General features: G+C 43.0%; 13 protein-coding genes. 4 read left to right on the forward strand and 9 right to left on the reverse strand.

Going from position 1 to position 16,064, the window contains the following annotated elements; all coding sequences use genetic code 11:
* Position 1: 1 nt before the first annotated feature.
* From MHH31_RS09200 to MHH31_RS09215, 4 genes are all read right to left on the reverse strand, one after another.
* Positions 2-460, reverse strand: coding sequence for a fructose PTS transporter subunit IIA (locus tag MHH31_RS09200; RefSeq protein WP_039167830.1), 459 nt, complete (start codon positions 458-460; stop codon positions 2-4).
* 15 nt (positions 461-475) lie between these two features.
* Positions 476-1,891 (reverse strand): PTS fructose transporter subunit IIBC, encoded by a 1,416-nt coding sequence (locus MHH31_RS09205; RefSeq protein WP_024718281.1) that lies wholly within the window; start codon positions 1,889-1,891, stop codon positions 476-478.
* A 12-nt stretch (positions 1,892-1,903) separates the two neighbouring features.
* Positions 1,904-2,818 (reverse strand): 1-phosphofructokinase, encoded by a 915-nt coding sequence (gene pfkB, locus MHH31_RS09210; RefSeq protein ID WP_342495463.1) that lies wholly within the window; start codon positions 2,816-2,818, stop codon positions 1,904-1,906.
* Positions 2,819-2,948: 130 nt separating this feature from the next.
* The gene (locus tag MHH31_RS09215; RefSeq protein WP_007499235.1) at positions 2,949-3,725 is read right to left on the reverse strand and encodes a MurR/RpiR family transcriptional regulator; all 777 of its coding nucleotides are present in this window, start codon (positions 3,723-3,725) and stop codon (positions 2,949-2,951) included.
* 160 nt (positions 3,726-3,885) lie between these two features.
* Between MHH31_RS09215 and MHH31_RS09220 the strand changes: the two genes are divergently transcribed.
* Positions 3,886-5,292, forward strand: coding sequence for a phospholipase D family protein (locus tag MHH31_RS09220; protein ID WP_024718279.1), 1,407 nt, complete (start codon positions 3,886-3,888; stop codon positions 5,290-5,292).
* A gap of 12 nt (positions 5,293-5,304) precedes the next feature.
* Here the strand turns inward: MHH31_RS09220 and MHH31_RS09225 are convergent, their stop codons facing one another.
* From MHH31_RS09225 to MHH31_RS09235, 3 genes are read right to left on the reverse strand one after another with little or no spacing between them, the layout of a single operon-like run.
* Entirely contained in the window at positions 5,305-5,790 is a 486-nt protein-coding gene (locus MHH31_RS09225) for a DMT family transporter (protein ID WP_268373837.1), read from the reverse strand.
* Positions 5,791-5,811: 21 nt separating this feature from the next.
* On the reverse strand, positions 5,812-6,498 hold the full coding sequence (locus MHH31_RS09230; protein ID WP_342495464.1) for a Crp/Fnr family transcriptional regulator: 687 nt from the start codon (positions 6,496-6,498) through the stop codon (positions 5,812-5,814).
* 13 nt (positions 6,499-6,511) lie between these two features.
* Positions 6,512-6,937: a DMT family transporter gene (locus MHH31_RS09235; RefSeq protein WP_008343684.1), complete on the reverse strand. Its 426-nt coding sequence runs from the start codon at positions 6,935-6,937 to the stop codon at positions 6,512-6,514.
* Positions 6,938-7,149: 212 nt separating this feature from the next.
* Between MHH31_RS09235 and MHH31_RS09240 the strand changes: the two genes are divergently transcribed.
* From MHH31_RS09240 to cysI, 3 genes are all read left to right on the forward strand, one after another.
* Positions 7,150-8,577, forward strand: coding sequence for an aldehyde dehydrogenase family protein (locus MHH31_RS09240; protein WP_135008810.1), 1,428 nt, complete (start codon positions 7,150-7,152; stop codon positions 8,575-8,577).
* Positions 8,578-8,790: 213 nt separating this feature from the next.
* Positions 8,791-10,602: an assimilatory sulfite reductase (NADPH) flavoprotein subunit gene (locus MHH31_RS09245; protein ID WP_342495465.1), complete on the forward strand. Its 1,812-nt coding sequence runs from the start codon at positions 8,791-8,793 to the stop codon at positions 10,600-10,602.
* Between the two features lie 33 nt (positions 10,603-10,635).
* Positions 10,636-12,354, forward strand: coding sequence for an assimilatory sulfite reductase (NADPH) hemoprotein subunit (gene cysI / locus MHH31_RS09250; protein ID WP_342495466.1), 1,719 nt, complete (start codon positions 10,636-10,638; stop codon positions 12,352-12,354).
* Between the two features lie 223 nt (positions 12,355-12,577).
* Here cysI and MHH31_RS09255 read toward each other — a convergent pair whose 3' ends face one another.
* Both MHH31_RS09255 and MHH31_RS09260 read right to left on the reverse strand, forming a co-directional pair.
* Positions 12,578-14,512: an AMP-binding protein gene (locus tag MHH31_RS09255; RefSeq protein WP_342495467.1), complete on the reverse strand. Its 1,935-nt coding sequence runs from the start codon at positions 14,510-14,512 to the stop codon at positions 12,578-12,580.
* Between the two features lie 14 nt (positions 14,513-14,526).
* Positions 14,527-16,050, reverse strand: coding sequence for an acyl-CoA carboxylase subunit beta (locus tag MHH31_RS09260; protein ID WP_342495468.1), 1,524 nt, complete (start codon positions 16,048-16,050; stop codon positions 14,527-14,529).
* Positions 16,051-16,064 lie beyond the last annotated feature (14 nt).

Consider the following 16,064-nt stretch of genomic DNA (forward strand, 5'->3'; position numbering starts at 1 on the left):
GTCAAACATCCTCTCTCGTCAAAATATCTGTTTTTAATACAGCGAGCATTTCTTCATTTGTTCTTGTTTCGAGCAGTTTTTGCCGTTTCGTTTCATCCATTAATCCGCGTGAAAGAGCAGAAAGTGCTTGTAAGTGAGTGGTTCCTGCTTCACTTTTTGGAATGAGTAAGGATAAGAAGAAAAAGCAAGGCTTTCCATCAAAAGCGTCCCATTCGATTCCGGTTTCTGTACGAACGATGACGAGTGCCGGTTTTGTGATGGTGTCTGACTGTGTATGCGGAATGGCAAATCCATCTTGAAAGCCGGTTGTACTAAGAGCTTCTCTTTCAGCTAGTCCTTTTTTGACAGCCTCAGGAGATGTACAAATCCCTGCTTTAGAGGCAATGTCAGCTATGGCTGCGAAAACGCCAGCCTGTGAAGAAGCTGTTTCATGTAGATTCATATAAATATGTTCCATCATTTCTCTTCCTCCCTATTAAACTGCGGGTTTGTCTATTTTCTTGCGGTAAAGTCCGTATAGAATCGCACCTACAAGTGATCCGATGAGTATGGATAGTACCCACTGGAATGCGCCTGTGACGACTGGAAGGACAAGGAATCCGCCATGCGGAGCTGGAACCTGTACGCCAAAGAGATACGTCAATATAGCAGAGATGGCGGAACCAAACATGATAATTGGCAGGACAACGACTGGGTTTTTTGCTGCAAATGGAATGGCTCCTTCGGTAATATGAGTCGCTCCGAGAATATAGTTGATCATCCCAGCATTTCGTTCTTGTGGTGTAAAATGTTTTCGGAAAATCGTTGTGGCAATCGCAATGATAAGCGGCGGTGTGATACATGCTGCTGACACCCCTGCCATGAAGTAAAGGTTACCTTCTGCGAGTAAAGCCGTTCCTGTGACATAGGCTGCTTTGTTAAAAGGTCCTCCCATATCAAATCCACACATGGCTCCAACAATTAAACCTAAAAGCAATGGATTTGTGGATTGAACTGAGGAGAGAAAATCCATTAATGAATTATTTAGCCCTGTGATTGGAACTAATAGCGGGGTCATGACAGCCCCAATTAAGAAAATACCAATGACAGGATAGATGAAAATTGATTTTAATCCGTCAAGTGATGCTGGTAATTTTTGAAGCAGGAATTGAAGAAGTACGATGATATACCCTGCTGCAAAACCTGCGATAATACCACCTAAGAATCCAGCGCCTCCATCGTTTGCAAGCAAGCCACCGATAAATCCGACAACCATCCCTGGGCGTTTGGCGATTGAATCAGCGATAAATGCTGCTAAAATAGGTACCATTAAGCTAAAGCCGAGTCCGCCAATGTTTTTCAAGTAGGCAGCAAACGGATGATACGTTTCATGCTGAGGATCAGCTGAGTAAATACCGAATAGAAAAGATAAAGCAATTAAGACCCCGCCTCCAACAACAAATGGAAGCATATGTGATACACCGTTCATTAAATGTTTGTAGATGGTGTGTATCCACTTATTCGCTGACTTTTGTTGAGCTGATGAAGGCGCAGATGTTGTTTCTGTTCCAGAAGCTCTTCCTTTCACTTGATGAACGGGGGCTTCTCCATTGATAATGCCTTGAATCAGTTCGTTTGGTGTGCGAATACCCTTTGCTACAGGCACTTCAATGAGTGGTTTGCCGTGAAAGCGATCTGTATTCACATCTTTGTCAGCAGCGACAATGACCCCATCGGCCTCCAAAATGTCTTGATCCGTTAAAGCGTTTTCAATTCCTACTTGACCATGCGTTTCAACTTTGATGTCGACCCCTAATTGCTCAGCTGCGATTTTTAATGCCTCAGCTGCCATAAATGTGTGCGCAATGCCTGTTGGACAGCCAGTGGCAGCGACAATTTTCTTGCGGCTCATGTGAACTCCCCCTTATATGTTCTGAATGTGTATTTGCTCAATTAATGAATCAATGTCATGTAAATCACTTAACCCTTTTGAAAAGGCGGTAGATGCCCCTGTTGCAATGCCGTATCGTAAGCATACTTCATGAGGTTGTCCTTCCAGCTGTTTACTTAGGAATGCAGCGAGCATGGCATCACCAGAACAAGCCGTGTTTACGACCGTTCCTATTGGTGCATTTCCTTTTAATACGGCTTCGTTTGTAAGGAATAGTGCACCTTCTCCTCCTCGGGAAATGAGTACTTGCTCTGCACCCATCTCGATCAGCTTTCGTCCTGATTCAACGAGTTCTGTTTCTGATAAACGGTGGGTTTTTCCAAAAAATGCGGCTATCTCTTCTTCATTTGGTTTTAGTAAATATGGTTTGTATTGAAGTGTTTCTAAAACCGCTTTAGAGCTTGTGTCTAAAATAAATTTCACGTTGTTTTGATGACAAATAGCGGCTATCTCTGAGAAAATGCTAGCAGGAACGCCTTTAGGCAGACTGCCTGACATAATGAAGATGCTGCCTTTTGGAATGGTCGAGATTTTTTGGCGAAAGGCATCAAGCGCTTTTGCCTCAATAGCAGGTCCTTGATTCACAAGCTTGTATTCTTCCGTTGTGTTAATAAATACATTAATGCGTGTAATCCCATCCACTGGGATAAAATCGGTTTGAATGGAGAGATCTTTTAACGATTGTTCAATATATGAACCTGAAAACCCAGCAATAAATCCTAATGCAGTGCTGGTGAAGCCATATTTCTTTAGCATAATGGACACATTAACACCTTTTCCATTCGGCTGATAATCCTCATCTTCCGTGCGGTTGACTGTATCTGCCCGCATTTCTTTTAATGCAATATATAGGTCAATAGCAGGATTTAAGGTGCAGGTATAAATCAATTGGTTTCACCTTCTTTCTTTTCTCTAAAGAAAGTATCTCATACGATTCAGTGAAAATGTTTTCAGATTGTGTAAAGGTTTTCACGGTAAAAAGCCCCCCATCATAAAGTGTGGAAGGCTTTTTGAGTATTTATTTCATCCGAATCACATAGGCGTCTAGTAAAATGCGGGCAATGACATGAAGTGACAGGCGGGACCTGACTTCATAATCTGGGAAGAATGATTGTTCCCCTTTATATCCGACGAGTGTCATATCTGATATTTTACTTAATGTAGAATCAATTCTAGTTGTGACTGTAATGGTCGTGACCTGCTTCATACTGAGGTTTTGGCAGGCTTCCACTAGTTCTGACGTTTCTCCATTTAATGAAACAAAGATGGCAAGTTCGTTTTTATCAATGTCACGCGATTTGAGCCGAATGATATTCGGGTCGTCATGTACCTCGCATGTTTTTCCGATGAGCTGCAATTTGATGGTCATCTCTTTGGCGATCATCTCTGAAAAGCCTCTGCCAAAAATATAAATTTTATCCGCATCATGGATCTTTTGAACCGCATCCTCAATTTGCCCAATACTTTGCAGTTGAATCGTCTTTAAGACCTCTTCTTCATTTTTTCGAATGGCTAGTTTGATATCTTCGTCAATATTTTTTAGTTGATCACTATCATCTGTCATTTTCTTTTCTTGTTTCAATCGATATTTAAAGGATGTATAGCCGTTGTATCCGATTTTCTTCATCAGTCTGACAATGGTCGCCGTCGACACGTTGGCTCTTTCACTTAATGTGACGATGGATAAGGTGGAGATATCCTCTAAATGCTGGTGAATATAATGCAGTAAATAACGTTCTGTTTCACTTAACGTTTGGTACACATCACTTGGTATATTAAATAATGGTTCATTCAATGCGATTCCCCCTTACTCATTTCATACTATAATTAAATGCCCTATGAAAACAAGGTGATTCTTTTATCCTGTATTTTTTATTAGAAAGCTGGATGAGTGAAATTTTGTTTTTAACATAAGCTAACAAAAAGAACGGTTTGTGTGAAAGGAGTTGATCACTGTGCTTCAATTCTTGTTTTTTCTGATCCTTTTATATGTGGTGTATGTATTTTTGACCGCATTTGTCTTGTTTTATTTACCGTTTCAAAAAACTTGTAAAGAACATTGCATCTATAAAGCTTCTTCCATCTCAGGAGACGACCAAGGCATAAATCAAGTCATGCTGCTTGATGACGGATTTGAATCAGGTCAAGTGAGAGTTCAAATGATTCGAGAGGCTAAAAAGAACATTCGTTTGAGTTATTATTCCATTCAAAAAGGAAAAACCGCCGAATGGGTGCTTGGTGCTTTAATTGAAGCGGCTGATCGAGGAGTAAAAGTTCAGCTGTTGTTAGATGGCATTTGCCATAGCCTGCGTGGACCGCTGAAGCATTTGCGTTATGCTGTGGCGAATCATCCGAATATGGCCATTCGTTTTTATGAGCCTTTTCGTTTGTTCAAGCCATGGACGTGGCATAACCGCCTTCACGATAAGCTTCTTTTGGCGGATGGCAGGGTCGCTGTCATGGGCGGCAGAAATATTGGTGATAAATACTTTGCAGATCAGCCGCCGAAAGACTTTGCGTATGACCGAGATGTGCTGCTGTACAACGCCAAAAAAGGAAAAGTATTAGATGAAATGGAGCAGTATTTCGTTTATTTGTGGAATCATGATTTTACGAAAAGAACAAAAGATGTATTTTCCAAGGCAAAAGCGAAAAAAGGAAAAAAGTTAAGAAAACAGCTGCTTCGATCTTATCAGGAAGCCATTCGTACAAAAGAACCCTTTGTCACGTCCACATATGATTGGGCAAAAGACGCCATTCGTGCAAAGCAGATTGCATTTTTCACAAATCCAGTGGAACGCTTAAATAAACGTCCGCTCGTCTTGAAAAAGTTAAACGATCTCGCACAGCGGTCAAAGCGTTCGGTTCTTATCCAGACGCCTTATGTCATACCGACACGGCCAATGAAAGACGGACTCACGCCATTACCAAGTGATATTCAAACGACGATCGTGACGAATTCTCTTACAGCGACACCAAACCCTTTAGCATTTGCAGGATATTTAAGCACGAAAAAGGAACTCATGAAAACAGGTGTTCATTTGTATGAATATCAAGGTCCGTATTCAATTCACGCCAAATCAATGGTCATTGATGATAACTTAAGTATTATTGGAACATATAATCTAGATGCAAGATCCAGCTTTTTAAATACTGAATCGATTTTGGTGATTGATAGTGCACCATTTGCGTTATCTCTGACGGAAGCAATCGAACGAAAAATCGCTTATAGTGTTCTCGTAGCGAAAGATCGAACAGAATATAAAGCAAGCGACTATGGACAGAAAAAAAAGCCTTTCATGAAAAGGCTCCTTTTAACTGGTTTATCTACCATAACGGTTTTATGGCGGCGGTTGATTTAAATAAAAGGGCAGCTACTTTTGTGGCAGCCCTTTTTCTCTTGACTGCTCCTCTTCTATTGGTTCAAGCTTGGTTAACTTAAATACGAGGATTCCTGCCACAATGACAAGTACACCTAATAATTTTGTAAAAGAAAATGTTACTTTTTCTAACCCAAGCCAGCCAAGCGAATCAAATAGAAGCGCACAACCTAGCTGGGAGGTGAGAACAATCGAGATTCCATAAGTGGGACCGAGACGTTTGATGCTCTGAACAAGACAGATGACAACGCCTACCCCGATGGCTCCGCTTATCCAGTACCAGGCTTCCATATGCCTTAATTGAAACATGCCGGTTCCTTCTAACAAAAGACCCATCAAAAGTGAAGCGATAAAGCCCATTCCTAGAACTAGCGTCGTTGTTGACCAAGAGCCTGTCTGCTCATTGACTTTACTATTAAAAATGGTTTGTAAGCTGACAAGTGCCCCAGCAGTGACAGCTAATATTATTCCTATGATCATATATAAGTCCCTTCGTTTCTTCTATTCATAAATGTTGTGTTCTGCTATTTCTAAAAGCCCTTTTTGATCACAAATCGTAATCTTTCCTCTTCGCCTTTCAATCAGCCCTTTTTCTTGGAACTGCTGAATGACCCGATTAATATGGCGGTAGCTTGTTCCAATTAAGCTCGCTGCATCCGTGAGGCGAAGCGGCCGTGCGCGTGCGTCATCATCACTTGTTAAAACAGACAATAAATAGCTTGCAAGCCTGACCTCTACAGGGTATAAAAGGTGGAAGCTTAAATCATTTGATTTTGTATAAAATTTGTTTGTGATGCCCTTGAGCAAAAAGGTTAAAACTCGTGGATCGTCCTTTGCATGACGCATGAGGGCTTGATGAGAAATCCTGAGCATATGTACTTCTGTAACGGCTTCAACTGTATTGACCATATCTGTCTGCTGAACGTATTCAATATCTTCAATCGCTTCAAGAGGGTTTTTAAAGCAAAGAATAAATGTTTTTCCTTCTTTTGTGGTGGTGAAAATCTTTAATTTTCCTTTCACCAGCAAGTACATATACTCCCTTTTATCCCCTTTTGAACAAATCAGCTCACCTTGCTGATAGCGCCACAAGCTCACATGTGAGATGAGTTTTTGATGAAAGACATTCTGTAACTGATGCGTCTTCATATAAGAGGAAAAGAGAGATTCATCATGCAGCTCCTCCATCTGATGCCCTCCTTTATAGTTTTAAGATGATGACGCCTGCAATCATTAAAAAGATGCCTGCATAATGGGGCCATTTCATTTTTTTCTTCTGAACACCAAACCATCCTTTTGCATCGATGGCAAAGGTAAACGCAAGCTGTGCGATAAGTAAAGCAGCGATGGTGAGTGTCACACCAATGATTTGAATGGCAGTGACCTCATTAAAAATAATAATGGCTGCAAATGCACCTCCAATTAAATAAAGAGGCTGCACTTTTTTGTATTCCTTAAAGTGGCCATCCCGTACGATGAGTAAAATGACGAGAGAGATGATAAACCCTGTCAGCTGCGTGATCGTTGCCGCCTGCCACGTCCCGATATCTTGACTAATTCTGGCGTTGGCTACGCCTTGCAGTGTAATACAAGCGCCTCCTAATAATGCAAAAATAACACCTTTCATTCGTTCAAAAGCTCCTTCTTTTTTCAGTCTAGTTCCATTAAATGATAGATGCCCTCATGTTGAAAAGGACATATGTCCCACTTTGCGTATTATATCAGAAACTTTTTCTCATGCAGTTTCTCCGTTTTAGATTTTTCACAGTGGGTACAGTTTTATATGAGCTGAAAACAGAATATTGGATTGAATCACATATAAAAAGGAGACATGTCAGAATGAGAAATCAAGAGAAACACTTTATTAATGGAGAATGGGTCGCATCAACAGGAAACGAAACGACGGAGGTCATTAACCCTGCGACAGAGGAAGTCATTGGCACCATTAGTTTAGGAACGAAAGAAGATTTAGATCAAGCTGTCAAAGCAGCTCGAGCCGCCTTCCCTTCTTTCTCAAAAACATCTCGAAATGAACGAGTTGAAATGCTGGAAAACATTGTGCGCGGGTACGAAAAACGCAAGGATGAACTTGTAGAAGTGATGACAAAAGAGCTTGGTGCACCGCTGAAAGTATCCGAAGAAGTTCATTACAAAATGGGTTATGAACATTTTTCTAAAGCAGCGGAAGCACTGAAATCTTATACATTTACCGAAGACCGCGGTGGACATACGATTATAAAAGAAGCAATTGGTGTCAGCGGATTGATTACACCGTGGAACTTCCCGACGAATCAGACATCTCTTAAAATTGCGGGTGCCATTGCGGCAGGCTCAACAGTTGTCTTAAAACCAGCGGAAATTACCCCTTTTGCTGCGATGATTCTTGCAGACATTATTGATGAAGCAGGTGTACCGAAAGGAGTCTTCAACTTAGTAAACGGAACGGGTGACGTGATTGGTGACGGCATTAGCTCACATCCTGATATTGACTTCGTTTCATTTACAGGATCAGGTGCCGTCGGCTCTAAAATTATGGAAAACGCAGCGGACAATGTGAAGAAAGTAGCACTTGAGCTTGGCGGAAAATCCCCTCTTATCGTCTTAGACGATGCAGATGTGGACGAAGCAGCAGAAACAGCCATTCATCATATTGCGATGAATACAGGTCAAGTGTGTTCTGCAGCTACACGTGTGCTAATTCCAGAATCAATGAAAGACAAGTTTGAAAAAGCGCTGCTGAACGCCCTGCCAAAGTTTACAGTTGGTGATCCGAGAGAAGATCACGCTACTGGCCCGCTTGTTTCTAAAAAACAGTGGGATACGGTGCAATCTTATATTGAAAAAGGAATCGAAGAAGGTGCTACCCTTCTTGCTGGGGGAACTGGAAAGCCAGACGGAATCGATAAAGGATATTTCGCCAAGCATACCATTTTCACCAATGTGAAAAATGATATGACCATTGCGCAAGAAGAAATCTTTGGGCCAGTCATGAGTGTGATCACGTATCAAGACCTCGATCATGCCCTTGAGATCGCCAACGATACAGTGTATGGTCTTGCCGGGTATGTTGTTGGTCAAGATGAAAAAACATTAAAATATGTCGCTGAACATATTCGTGCCGGTCAAATCACCATTAACAATGCAGAAACAGATTACTTTGCCCCATTTGGCGGCTTTAAGCAATCAGGTATCGGAAGAGAATGGGGAGACTTCGGTATCGAGGAATATTTAGAAGTGAAAGCTGTGATGGGACTTCCAACGGCGTAAGTCAGGCGAAAAAGAGGAAAACGGTGATCCGTTTTCCTTTTTTTGTGCCCTTTCCCCTATTCATCCGTGTTTTGTCATTAGAAATCTTAATCATGACAATCAATATTATATATTTTACTTAATGGCAAACTTTCGGTAAAGTTCAAATTGAACCTATATATATAATTCCTATCGAATTAATCTATGTTTATATTCCTTGTGAGGTGGATATTGTTGCAACTTCATGTATTGAACAGTCCGTTTAGCCAGGAGCAGGCAGAGTTACTCAATCAGCTGCTTCCGACTTTAACAGATCAGCAAAAAATTTGGCTTACTGGTTATTTATCAGCGCAGGCAGCGCTTGCCGGCTCAGAAGCTGTCACTCCGGCGCCTTCTGCCGCAGCACCTGTACAGCCTGTGAGCAAAGATGTGACCGTGCTTTATGGGTCGCAAACAGGCAATTCCGAAGGGTTAGCAAAAAAGACAGCCCAGCATCTTGAAGAGAAAGGCTTTCAAGTGACGCTCTCTTCTATGTCCGATTTTAAACCGAATAATCTGAAAAAAATAAACAATTTACTGGTCATTGTCAGCACACATGGCGAAGGAGATCCGCCGGATAATGCCCTTTCGTTCCATGAATATGTTCACGGCAGACGTGCGCCAAAGCTCGATCATTTAAGCTTTTCTGTCCTTTCATTAGGTGACAGTTCATACGAATTCTTCTGTCAGACAGGAAAAGAATTTGATGAACGCTTCGAAGAACTTGGCGGTACACGTCTTTTTGACCGAGTGGACTGCGACCTTGATTATGATGAGCCGTTTTCAGAATGGCTACAAGGTGTTGCCTCTTCTTTGAGTGAAGGTGAAGCTGTATCACTTCCGCAAGAAACAGCGGGAGCCAACAGTACGGCCGTTTCTGAATATTCAAGAACGAATCCTTTTTATGCTGAAGTTCTTGAAAATATCAACTTAAATGGGCGTGGATCTAATAAAGAAACACGTCACTTAGAGCTTTCGCTTGAAGGTTCAGGTCTCGTGTATGAGCCAGGTGACAGCCTTGGCATTTACCCGACAAATGATCCTGCGCTTGTCGACGAACTGATTCAAACATGCGGGTGGAATGCAGAAGAATCCGTCACCGTTCATAAAAATGGAGACACTCTTCCTTTAAAAGAAGCACTCACCTCGCATTTTGAGGTCACGGTTTTAACAAAACCACTTCTTCAAAAGATCGCTGAACTGACAAAAAGTGAATCCTTGCATGCCCTTTTAGAAGAAGGAAACGAAGAAAAACTGAAAGAATATATCGCAGGTCGGGACTTAGTAGATGCGGCTCGTGATTTCGGTCCTTTTGAAGGAACCGCCGCAGATTTCACGTCCATTTTAAGAAAAATCCCTGCACGCCTTTATTCCATTGCAAGCAGTCTCAAAGCAAATGACGAAGAGGTTCATTTGACGATAGGGGCTGTCAGATATGATGCGCACGGCAGAGAACGCCAAGGTGTCTGTTCGATTTTATGTGCAGAGCGCCTGCAGCCAGGTGATACGTTACCTGTTTATATTCAGCACAACCAAAACTTTAAGCTTCCTCAAGATCCAGATGCACCGATCATTATGGTAGGACCAGGCACAGGCATCGCCCCTTTCCGTTCATTTATGCAGGAGCGTGAGGAACTGGGTGCAAACGGAAAGTCATGGTTATTCTTCGGTGATCAGCATTTTGTGACGGATTTCTTATACCAAACGGAATGGCAAAAGTGGTTAAAGGATGGCGTCTTAACGAAAATGGACGTGGCTTTTTCAAGAGATACTGAGGAAAAAGTATATGTCCAGCATCAAATGAAGAAACAAAGCAAAGAATTATTTGAATGGCTTGAGCAAGGTGCTTACGTGTATATTTGCGGAGATGAAAAGCATATGGCGCATGATGTCCACAATACCCTTCTATCCATTATTCAAGAAGAAGGTGCGATGAGCAAAGAAAAAGCAGAAAGCTATCTTGCCAACTTACAGCAGCAAAAACGCTATCAGCGTGACGTTTATTGATTTGATGCTTGAAAGAAAGGAGCTTTTACTTACATGGTGAAGACAGCATTAACAGCGCCGGATGGACCTCCGAGCGACGTAGAGGAAATCAAAGAAAAAAGTGATTATTTACGGGGTACGTTAAAAGAAGTGATGCTTGATCCGATTTCAGCGGGAATTCCGGATGATGACAACCGTCTGATGAAGCATCACGGCAGCTACTTACAAGACGATCGTGATCTGAGAAATGAACGGCAAAAACAAAAGCTTGAGCCTGCCTATCAATTTATGCTGCGTGTCCGTCTGCCTGGCGGAATCGCCACATCTAAGCAGTGGCTTGTGATGGATGAGCTTGCTCACAAATACGGAAACGGTACGTTAAAGCTGACTACTCGTGAAACCTTTCAGCTTCACGGTATTTTAAAATGGAATATGAAAAAAACCATTCAAGACATTCATTCTACTATGCTTGATACAATTGCTGCTTGCGGCGACGTGAACCGGAATGTCATGTGTACATCAAACCCCTATCAATCAGAAGTGCACCATGATGTATACGAGCTGGCGAAAAAATTAAGTGATGACCTGCTCCCGCAAACAAGAGCCTATCATGAGATTTGGCTTGATGAGGAAAAGGTTGCGGCAACGCCAGATACGGAAGTTGAACCGATGTATGGTCCGCTTTATTTACCAAGGAAATTCAAAATTGGTGTGGCGGTCCCTCCTGCTAACGATATTGATGTCTTTTCGCAGGATCTAGGCTTCATTGCCATTATCGAAAACGATCAACTGGTCGGTTTTAATGTCGCAATTGGCGGCGGAATGGGTATGACGCATGGTGATACAGCGACTTATCCGCAGCTTGCAAAGGTCATCGGCTTTTGTACACCTGAACAGGTCGTAGAAATTGCCAAACAAGTCATCACCATTCAGCGTGACTACGGAAACCGTTCCGTGCGAAAAAATGCCCGCTTTAAATATACGGTGGACCGCCTTGGTCTTGAGAATGTAAAAGAAGAGCTTGAGCGCCGTCTTGGGTTTACTCTTTTAGAGGCAAAGGATTATCACTTTGATCATAACGGTGACCGTTATGGCTGGGTAAAAGGCATCAATGGCAGATGGCATTATACGATGTTTGTGGAAGGCGGACGCATCACAGATTATGATGATTATCCGCTGATGACAGGCATCCGCGAAATCGCCAAAGTTCATACAGGTGACTTCCGTTTAACCGCCAATCAGAATTTAATCATTGGGAATGTGACAACTCATAAAAAGAAACAAATCGAACAGCTCATTCAGAAGTTTGGTTTATCAGACGGCCAGCAGCACTCTGCCCTGCGCCGCAGCTCAATGGCTTGTGTATCTTTGCCAACTTGCGGCTTAGCGATGGCTGAAGCAGAGCGCTACCTTCCTCGATTGATTGATAAAATCGAAGACATCGTTGAAGAAAACGGATTAAGTGATAAAGAAATCACCATTCGAATGACTGGTTGTCCAAATGGCTGTGCTCGTCATGCGCTTGGAGAGATTGGATTTATCGGAAAATCACCTGGTAAGTATAATATGTATTTTGGTGCCGCATTTGATGGCAGCAGATTAAGTAAATTATACCGTGAAAATGTGGGTGAGGAAGACATTCTAAAAGAACTTGGCTCTATTCTCCCCCGCTACGCAAAAGAACGAGAAGAAAATGAACATTTCGGCGATTTTGTCATTCGGGCAGGGATTGTGAAAGAGACAACAGATGGAACGAATTTTCATGTGCAATAAAAAAAGACAGGAACCATCCTGTCTTAGATTGTTGACAAAGGGCTAAAATGAACTTGATTTTAGCCCTTTGTCTTCTTTGCAGCGTGATAGAAAACCTTTGCAGCCCTAGGAAGGACGAGCATCGGCGCGGAGCGAATTTGACATTCGTGAGCACCGAAGCGCAGGACTGACACCGAATGCGAGGGTTTGTCTACACGCTGAGACAGGAACCATCCTGTCTTTTTTATTTTTTCTGTTTCTTATTCAAGTATTCGGTCAGACTCTTATATACATCTGGATTGTCTAATGAAGATAGATCGGGTGAAGGCTGATCTTCATACGCCCCTTTAAGTACACGTCGTACGATTTTTCCATTCCTTGTTTTCGGCAAAGCTGAAATGAGATGAACTTCTTTTGGTGTGAGCGCTTTTCCGGCATGTGAACCAACATGGGCTGAAAGCTCTTGGATAAGGGCAGCTTCTTCAAAAGCATGCGGACTGGTCACGATGAAACAGACGAGCGCCTCCCCTTTCACCTCATCCTTTACCCCAATCACAGCGGCTTCATGCACGGCAGGATGCCAGGTAAGGATGGATTCAATTTCAGCTGGCCCGATGCGTTTCCCTGCTGTATTAATGACATCATCCGATCTGCCGGTGATGTGGAATTCTCCGTCCTCTGTTTGCATGACCCAATCTCCGTGTGTCCATACACCATCAAATCGTTTGAAATAAGTATCTTCATAACGCTCCGGTTCGTTCCAAAAACCACATGTCATGCCGACCCATGGCTTTTTCACCACAAGCTCCCCTACTTCATTCATCACGCTTTGCCCAGCTTCATTGTATACATCTGCCGCCATTCCTAAGATCGCCGCATTAAAGAGAATCGGTTTGATGGGGCGAAGCAGCGTACTGCCTACAATGCCACCAGAAACCTCGGTTCCTCCTGAATAATTTAAGATTGGAATGTTCTTTTGACCAATGATGTGAAATAACCATTGCCACGGAGCTTCATTCCATGGTTCCCCTGTAGAAATAATGGCTTTGACATGCGATAGTTCGACCCCATCAATCGTTTGCTGCATCGCAGAACGAACAAATGTAGGGGAAAGTCCAAAATGAGTGACTTTCTTCTCGTGGATGAATGACCAGAGCTGCTGCTCATCTGGATAATCGGGAGCGCCGTCATATAAAACGATGGCAGCTCCATTGATCAAGCCGCCAAAGACGAGGAATGGCCCCATCATCCAGCCCATATCAGTCAGCCAAAACAGCCGGTCTCCTTTTGCCACATCCATACATAGCCCAGCATCAAAAGCTGCCTTTATCGGAAAGCCTGCGTGTGTATGAACGGCTCCCTTTGGTGTGCCGGTTGTGCCTGACGTATACAAGATCATCAGCGGGTCTTCATTTGTGACATAGATCGCGCCGGTGAACGGCTGTTCTTTTAACAAATCATTCAGCAGGACATCGTCCTGATATCCGGTATGAGAGGAAGTGTGCACAATCACTTTTTGCACAGTTGTGGTTTTGTTTATGGCATCAGCCACACATTCCCGCATGTTGATCGTTTTCCCTCGCCGCATCATTTCATTCGCTGTGACGACAATGGATGCGCCTGACGCACGAATGCGTACAGCGAGTGGCTCGCTTCCATAGCCTGAGAAGACTGGGCTGAAAATAACACCAATCTTTGCAAAGGCAAGCATGACGGCGACCGTTTCTGGAAGCATTGGCATATAGATGATGGCTACATCCCCTTTTTGAAGTCCTTCTTTCAAAAAGCCAGTTGCAAGACGGCTCACTTTCTCTTGAAGTTCGAGAAATGACCATCTCTTTTCTTCACCGGCTTCATTGCTCCAAATGATGGCGGGCTGATGCCTCGTCTCTTCTTTTTCTGCCCATTTGTCCACAGCCGTTTCGGTGATGTTTAGTGTGCCGCCCTGATACCATTTCGGCCACATCAATGAGTGGTGACCTAATGCCGCTTCATATGGTTTTTTCCACTGAATGCCGACTGCCTTTTCCGCTTCTCTCCAAAACCAGTCTGTGCGATCAATACTGGCTTGATAGAATGAGTCATACGTAGAAAAACCAAGAGATTTCATCCACTGATGCAAACGTGTTTTTTGGCTCTGCTTTTCTTCCGGTATCCACTCTGGTTTCTGGTTGATCATGAGGTCTGCCCCCTTTAGACCGGATAGACCGGATGTTTTCGTTTCGTAAATGTCATGTCTTTCGATGAGTAGGCTAGTAATCTATGACAAAGTTCAGTTCTTAGACGGTCAAATGGGATGACGCCATCGACAATCATTTCAGAGGCAAGCTCATAGATATTCATATCTTCCTGGTATTCCTTCCGTTTCTCTTGTATAAATGAAGCCCTCTCTTCGGGCGGGAGTTCTGCAATTTTATTTGCATAGACGGCATTTACAGCGGCTTCTGGACCCATCACAGCGATTTGCGCCGATGGAAGAGCGAGACAGCAGTCTGGCTCAAAAGCAGGGCCTGCCATTGCATATAGTCCTGCTCCGTATGCTTTACGGACGATGACGGATATTTTCGGAACGGTCGCTTCTGACATAGCGGAGATCATTTTTGCCCCATGACGAATAATGCCGGCTTGTTCCACTTTTGTTCCAATCATAAATCCTGGTATGTCCGCAAGAAAGAGCAGCGGGATATGAAAGGCATCACAGAGCTGAATAAACTTGGCGGCTTTATCAGCTGAGTCGTGGAATAATACGCCGCCTTTGACCCTTGGCTGATTGGCAATGAGACCGACAGGCTGACCGTTCATTCTGCCAAAGCCGGTGATTAACTCTGCGGCAAACAGCTTTTTGATTTCAAAAAATGATCCTTCATCAATCAGTAAATCGATGAGTTGATACATATCAAATGAGGTATTCTGGCCTTTAGGAATTAAGTCTTGGATGGTGATTTCAGATGGTTTAGGTGCTTTTGCTGCTGTCGTTTTTGGTTTTTCTGTATAGTTGGCAGGCATATAGGTTAAATAATCACGTGCAATTTGAATGGCCTCTTCCTCTGTTTTGGCTAATATATCTCCGCATCCAGAAATGCTGCAATGCATTTTCGCACCGCCCATTTCCTCAAGTGATACTTTTTCACCGATCACCATTTCAGCCATTCGCGGCGAGCCTAAATACATAGAGGCATTTCCTTCGACCATGACGACAATGTCACAAAAAGCAGGGATATACGCACCACCGGCTGCAGAAGGACCAAATAGTAAACAAATTTGAGGAATGCGCCCAGACAGCTTGACTTGGTTATAAAAAATGCGCCCTGCTCCTCTTCTGCCTGGGAACATTGCGATTTGATCAGTGATTCTTGCACCCGCAGAATCGACTAAATACAGCATAGGACAATTGAGCTTCTCGGCCGTTTCTTGAATTCGAATGATTTTTTCTACTGTTTTGACACCCCACGATCCTGCTTTAACCGTAGAGTCGTTTGCCATGACACAAACAGTCTGCCCATTCATACGCCCGGTTCCGGTGACGACACCATCTGCTGGTAAATGTTCATCTTTGCACTCTGCAAACATGGCATCTTCAATGAAAGAATCCTCATCTAACAACAAATGGAGCCGATCACGGACAAATAATTTTCCTTTTTCTTTGTTTTTTTGATGGTAGCGTTCTGCCCCGCCCTTTTCAATTCGTTGTTTTTTTAATTCATATTCTTCGATCATAAACATTCCCCTTT

Origin of the sequence: Bacillus sp. FSL K6-1033 (genome assembly GCF_038630765.1) — a bacterium.
GTDB classification, from domain to species: Bacteria; Bacillota; Bacilli; order Bacillales; family Bacillaceae; genus Bacillus; species Bacillus altitudinis.

Coding starts and splice junctions, on each gene's coding strand:
- cysI (WP_342495466.1), top strand. CDS start 10,636: ATGGTGAAGACAGCATTAACAGCGCCGGATGGACCTCCGAGCGACGTA.
- MHH31_RS09230 (WP_342495464.1), bottom strand. CDS start 6,498: ATGGAGGAGCTGCATGATGAATCTCTCTTTTCCTCTTATATGAAGACG.
- MHH31_RS09240 (WP_135008810.1), top strand. CDS start 7,150: ATGAGAAATCAAGAGAAACACTTTATTAATGGAGAATGGGTCGCATCA.
- MHH31_RS09235 (WP_008343684.1), bottom strand. CDS start 6,937: ATGAAAGGTGTTATTTTTGCATTATTAGGAGGCGCTTGTATTACACTG.
- MHH31_RS09255 (WP_342495467.1), bottom strand. CDS start 14,512: ATGATCAACCAGAAACCAGAGTGGATACCGGAAGAAAAGCAGAGCCAA.
- MHH31_RS09225 (WP_268373837.1), bottom strand. CDS start 5,790: ATGATCATAGGAATAATATTAGCTGTCACTGCTGGGGCACTTGTCAGC.
- MHH31_RS09205 (WP_024718281.1), bottom strand. CDS start 1,891: ATGAGCCGCAAGAAAATTGTCGCTGCCACTGGCTGTCCAACAGGCATT.
- MHH31_RS09200 (WP_039167830.1), bottom strand. CDS start 460: ATGATGGAACATATTTATATGAATCTACATGAAACAGCTTCTTCACAG.
- MHH31_RS09260 (WP_342495468.1), bottom strand. CDS start 16,050: ATGATCGAAGAATATGAATTAAAAAAACAACGAATTGAAAAGGGCGGG.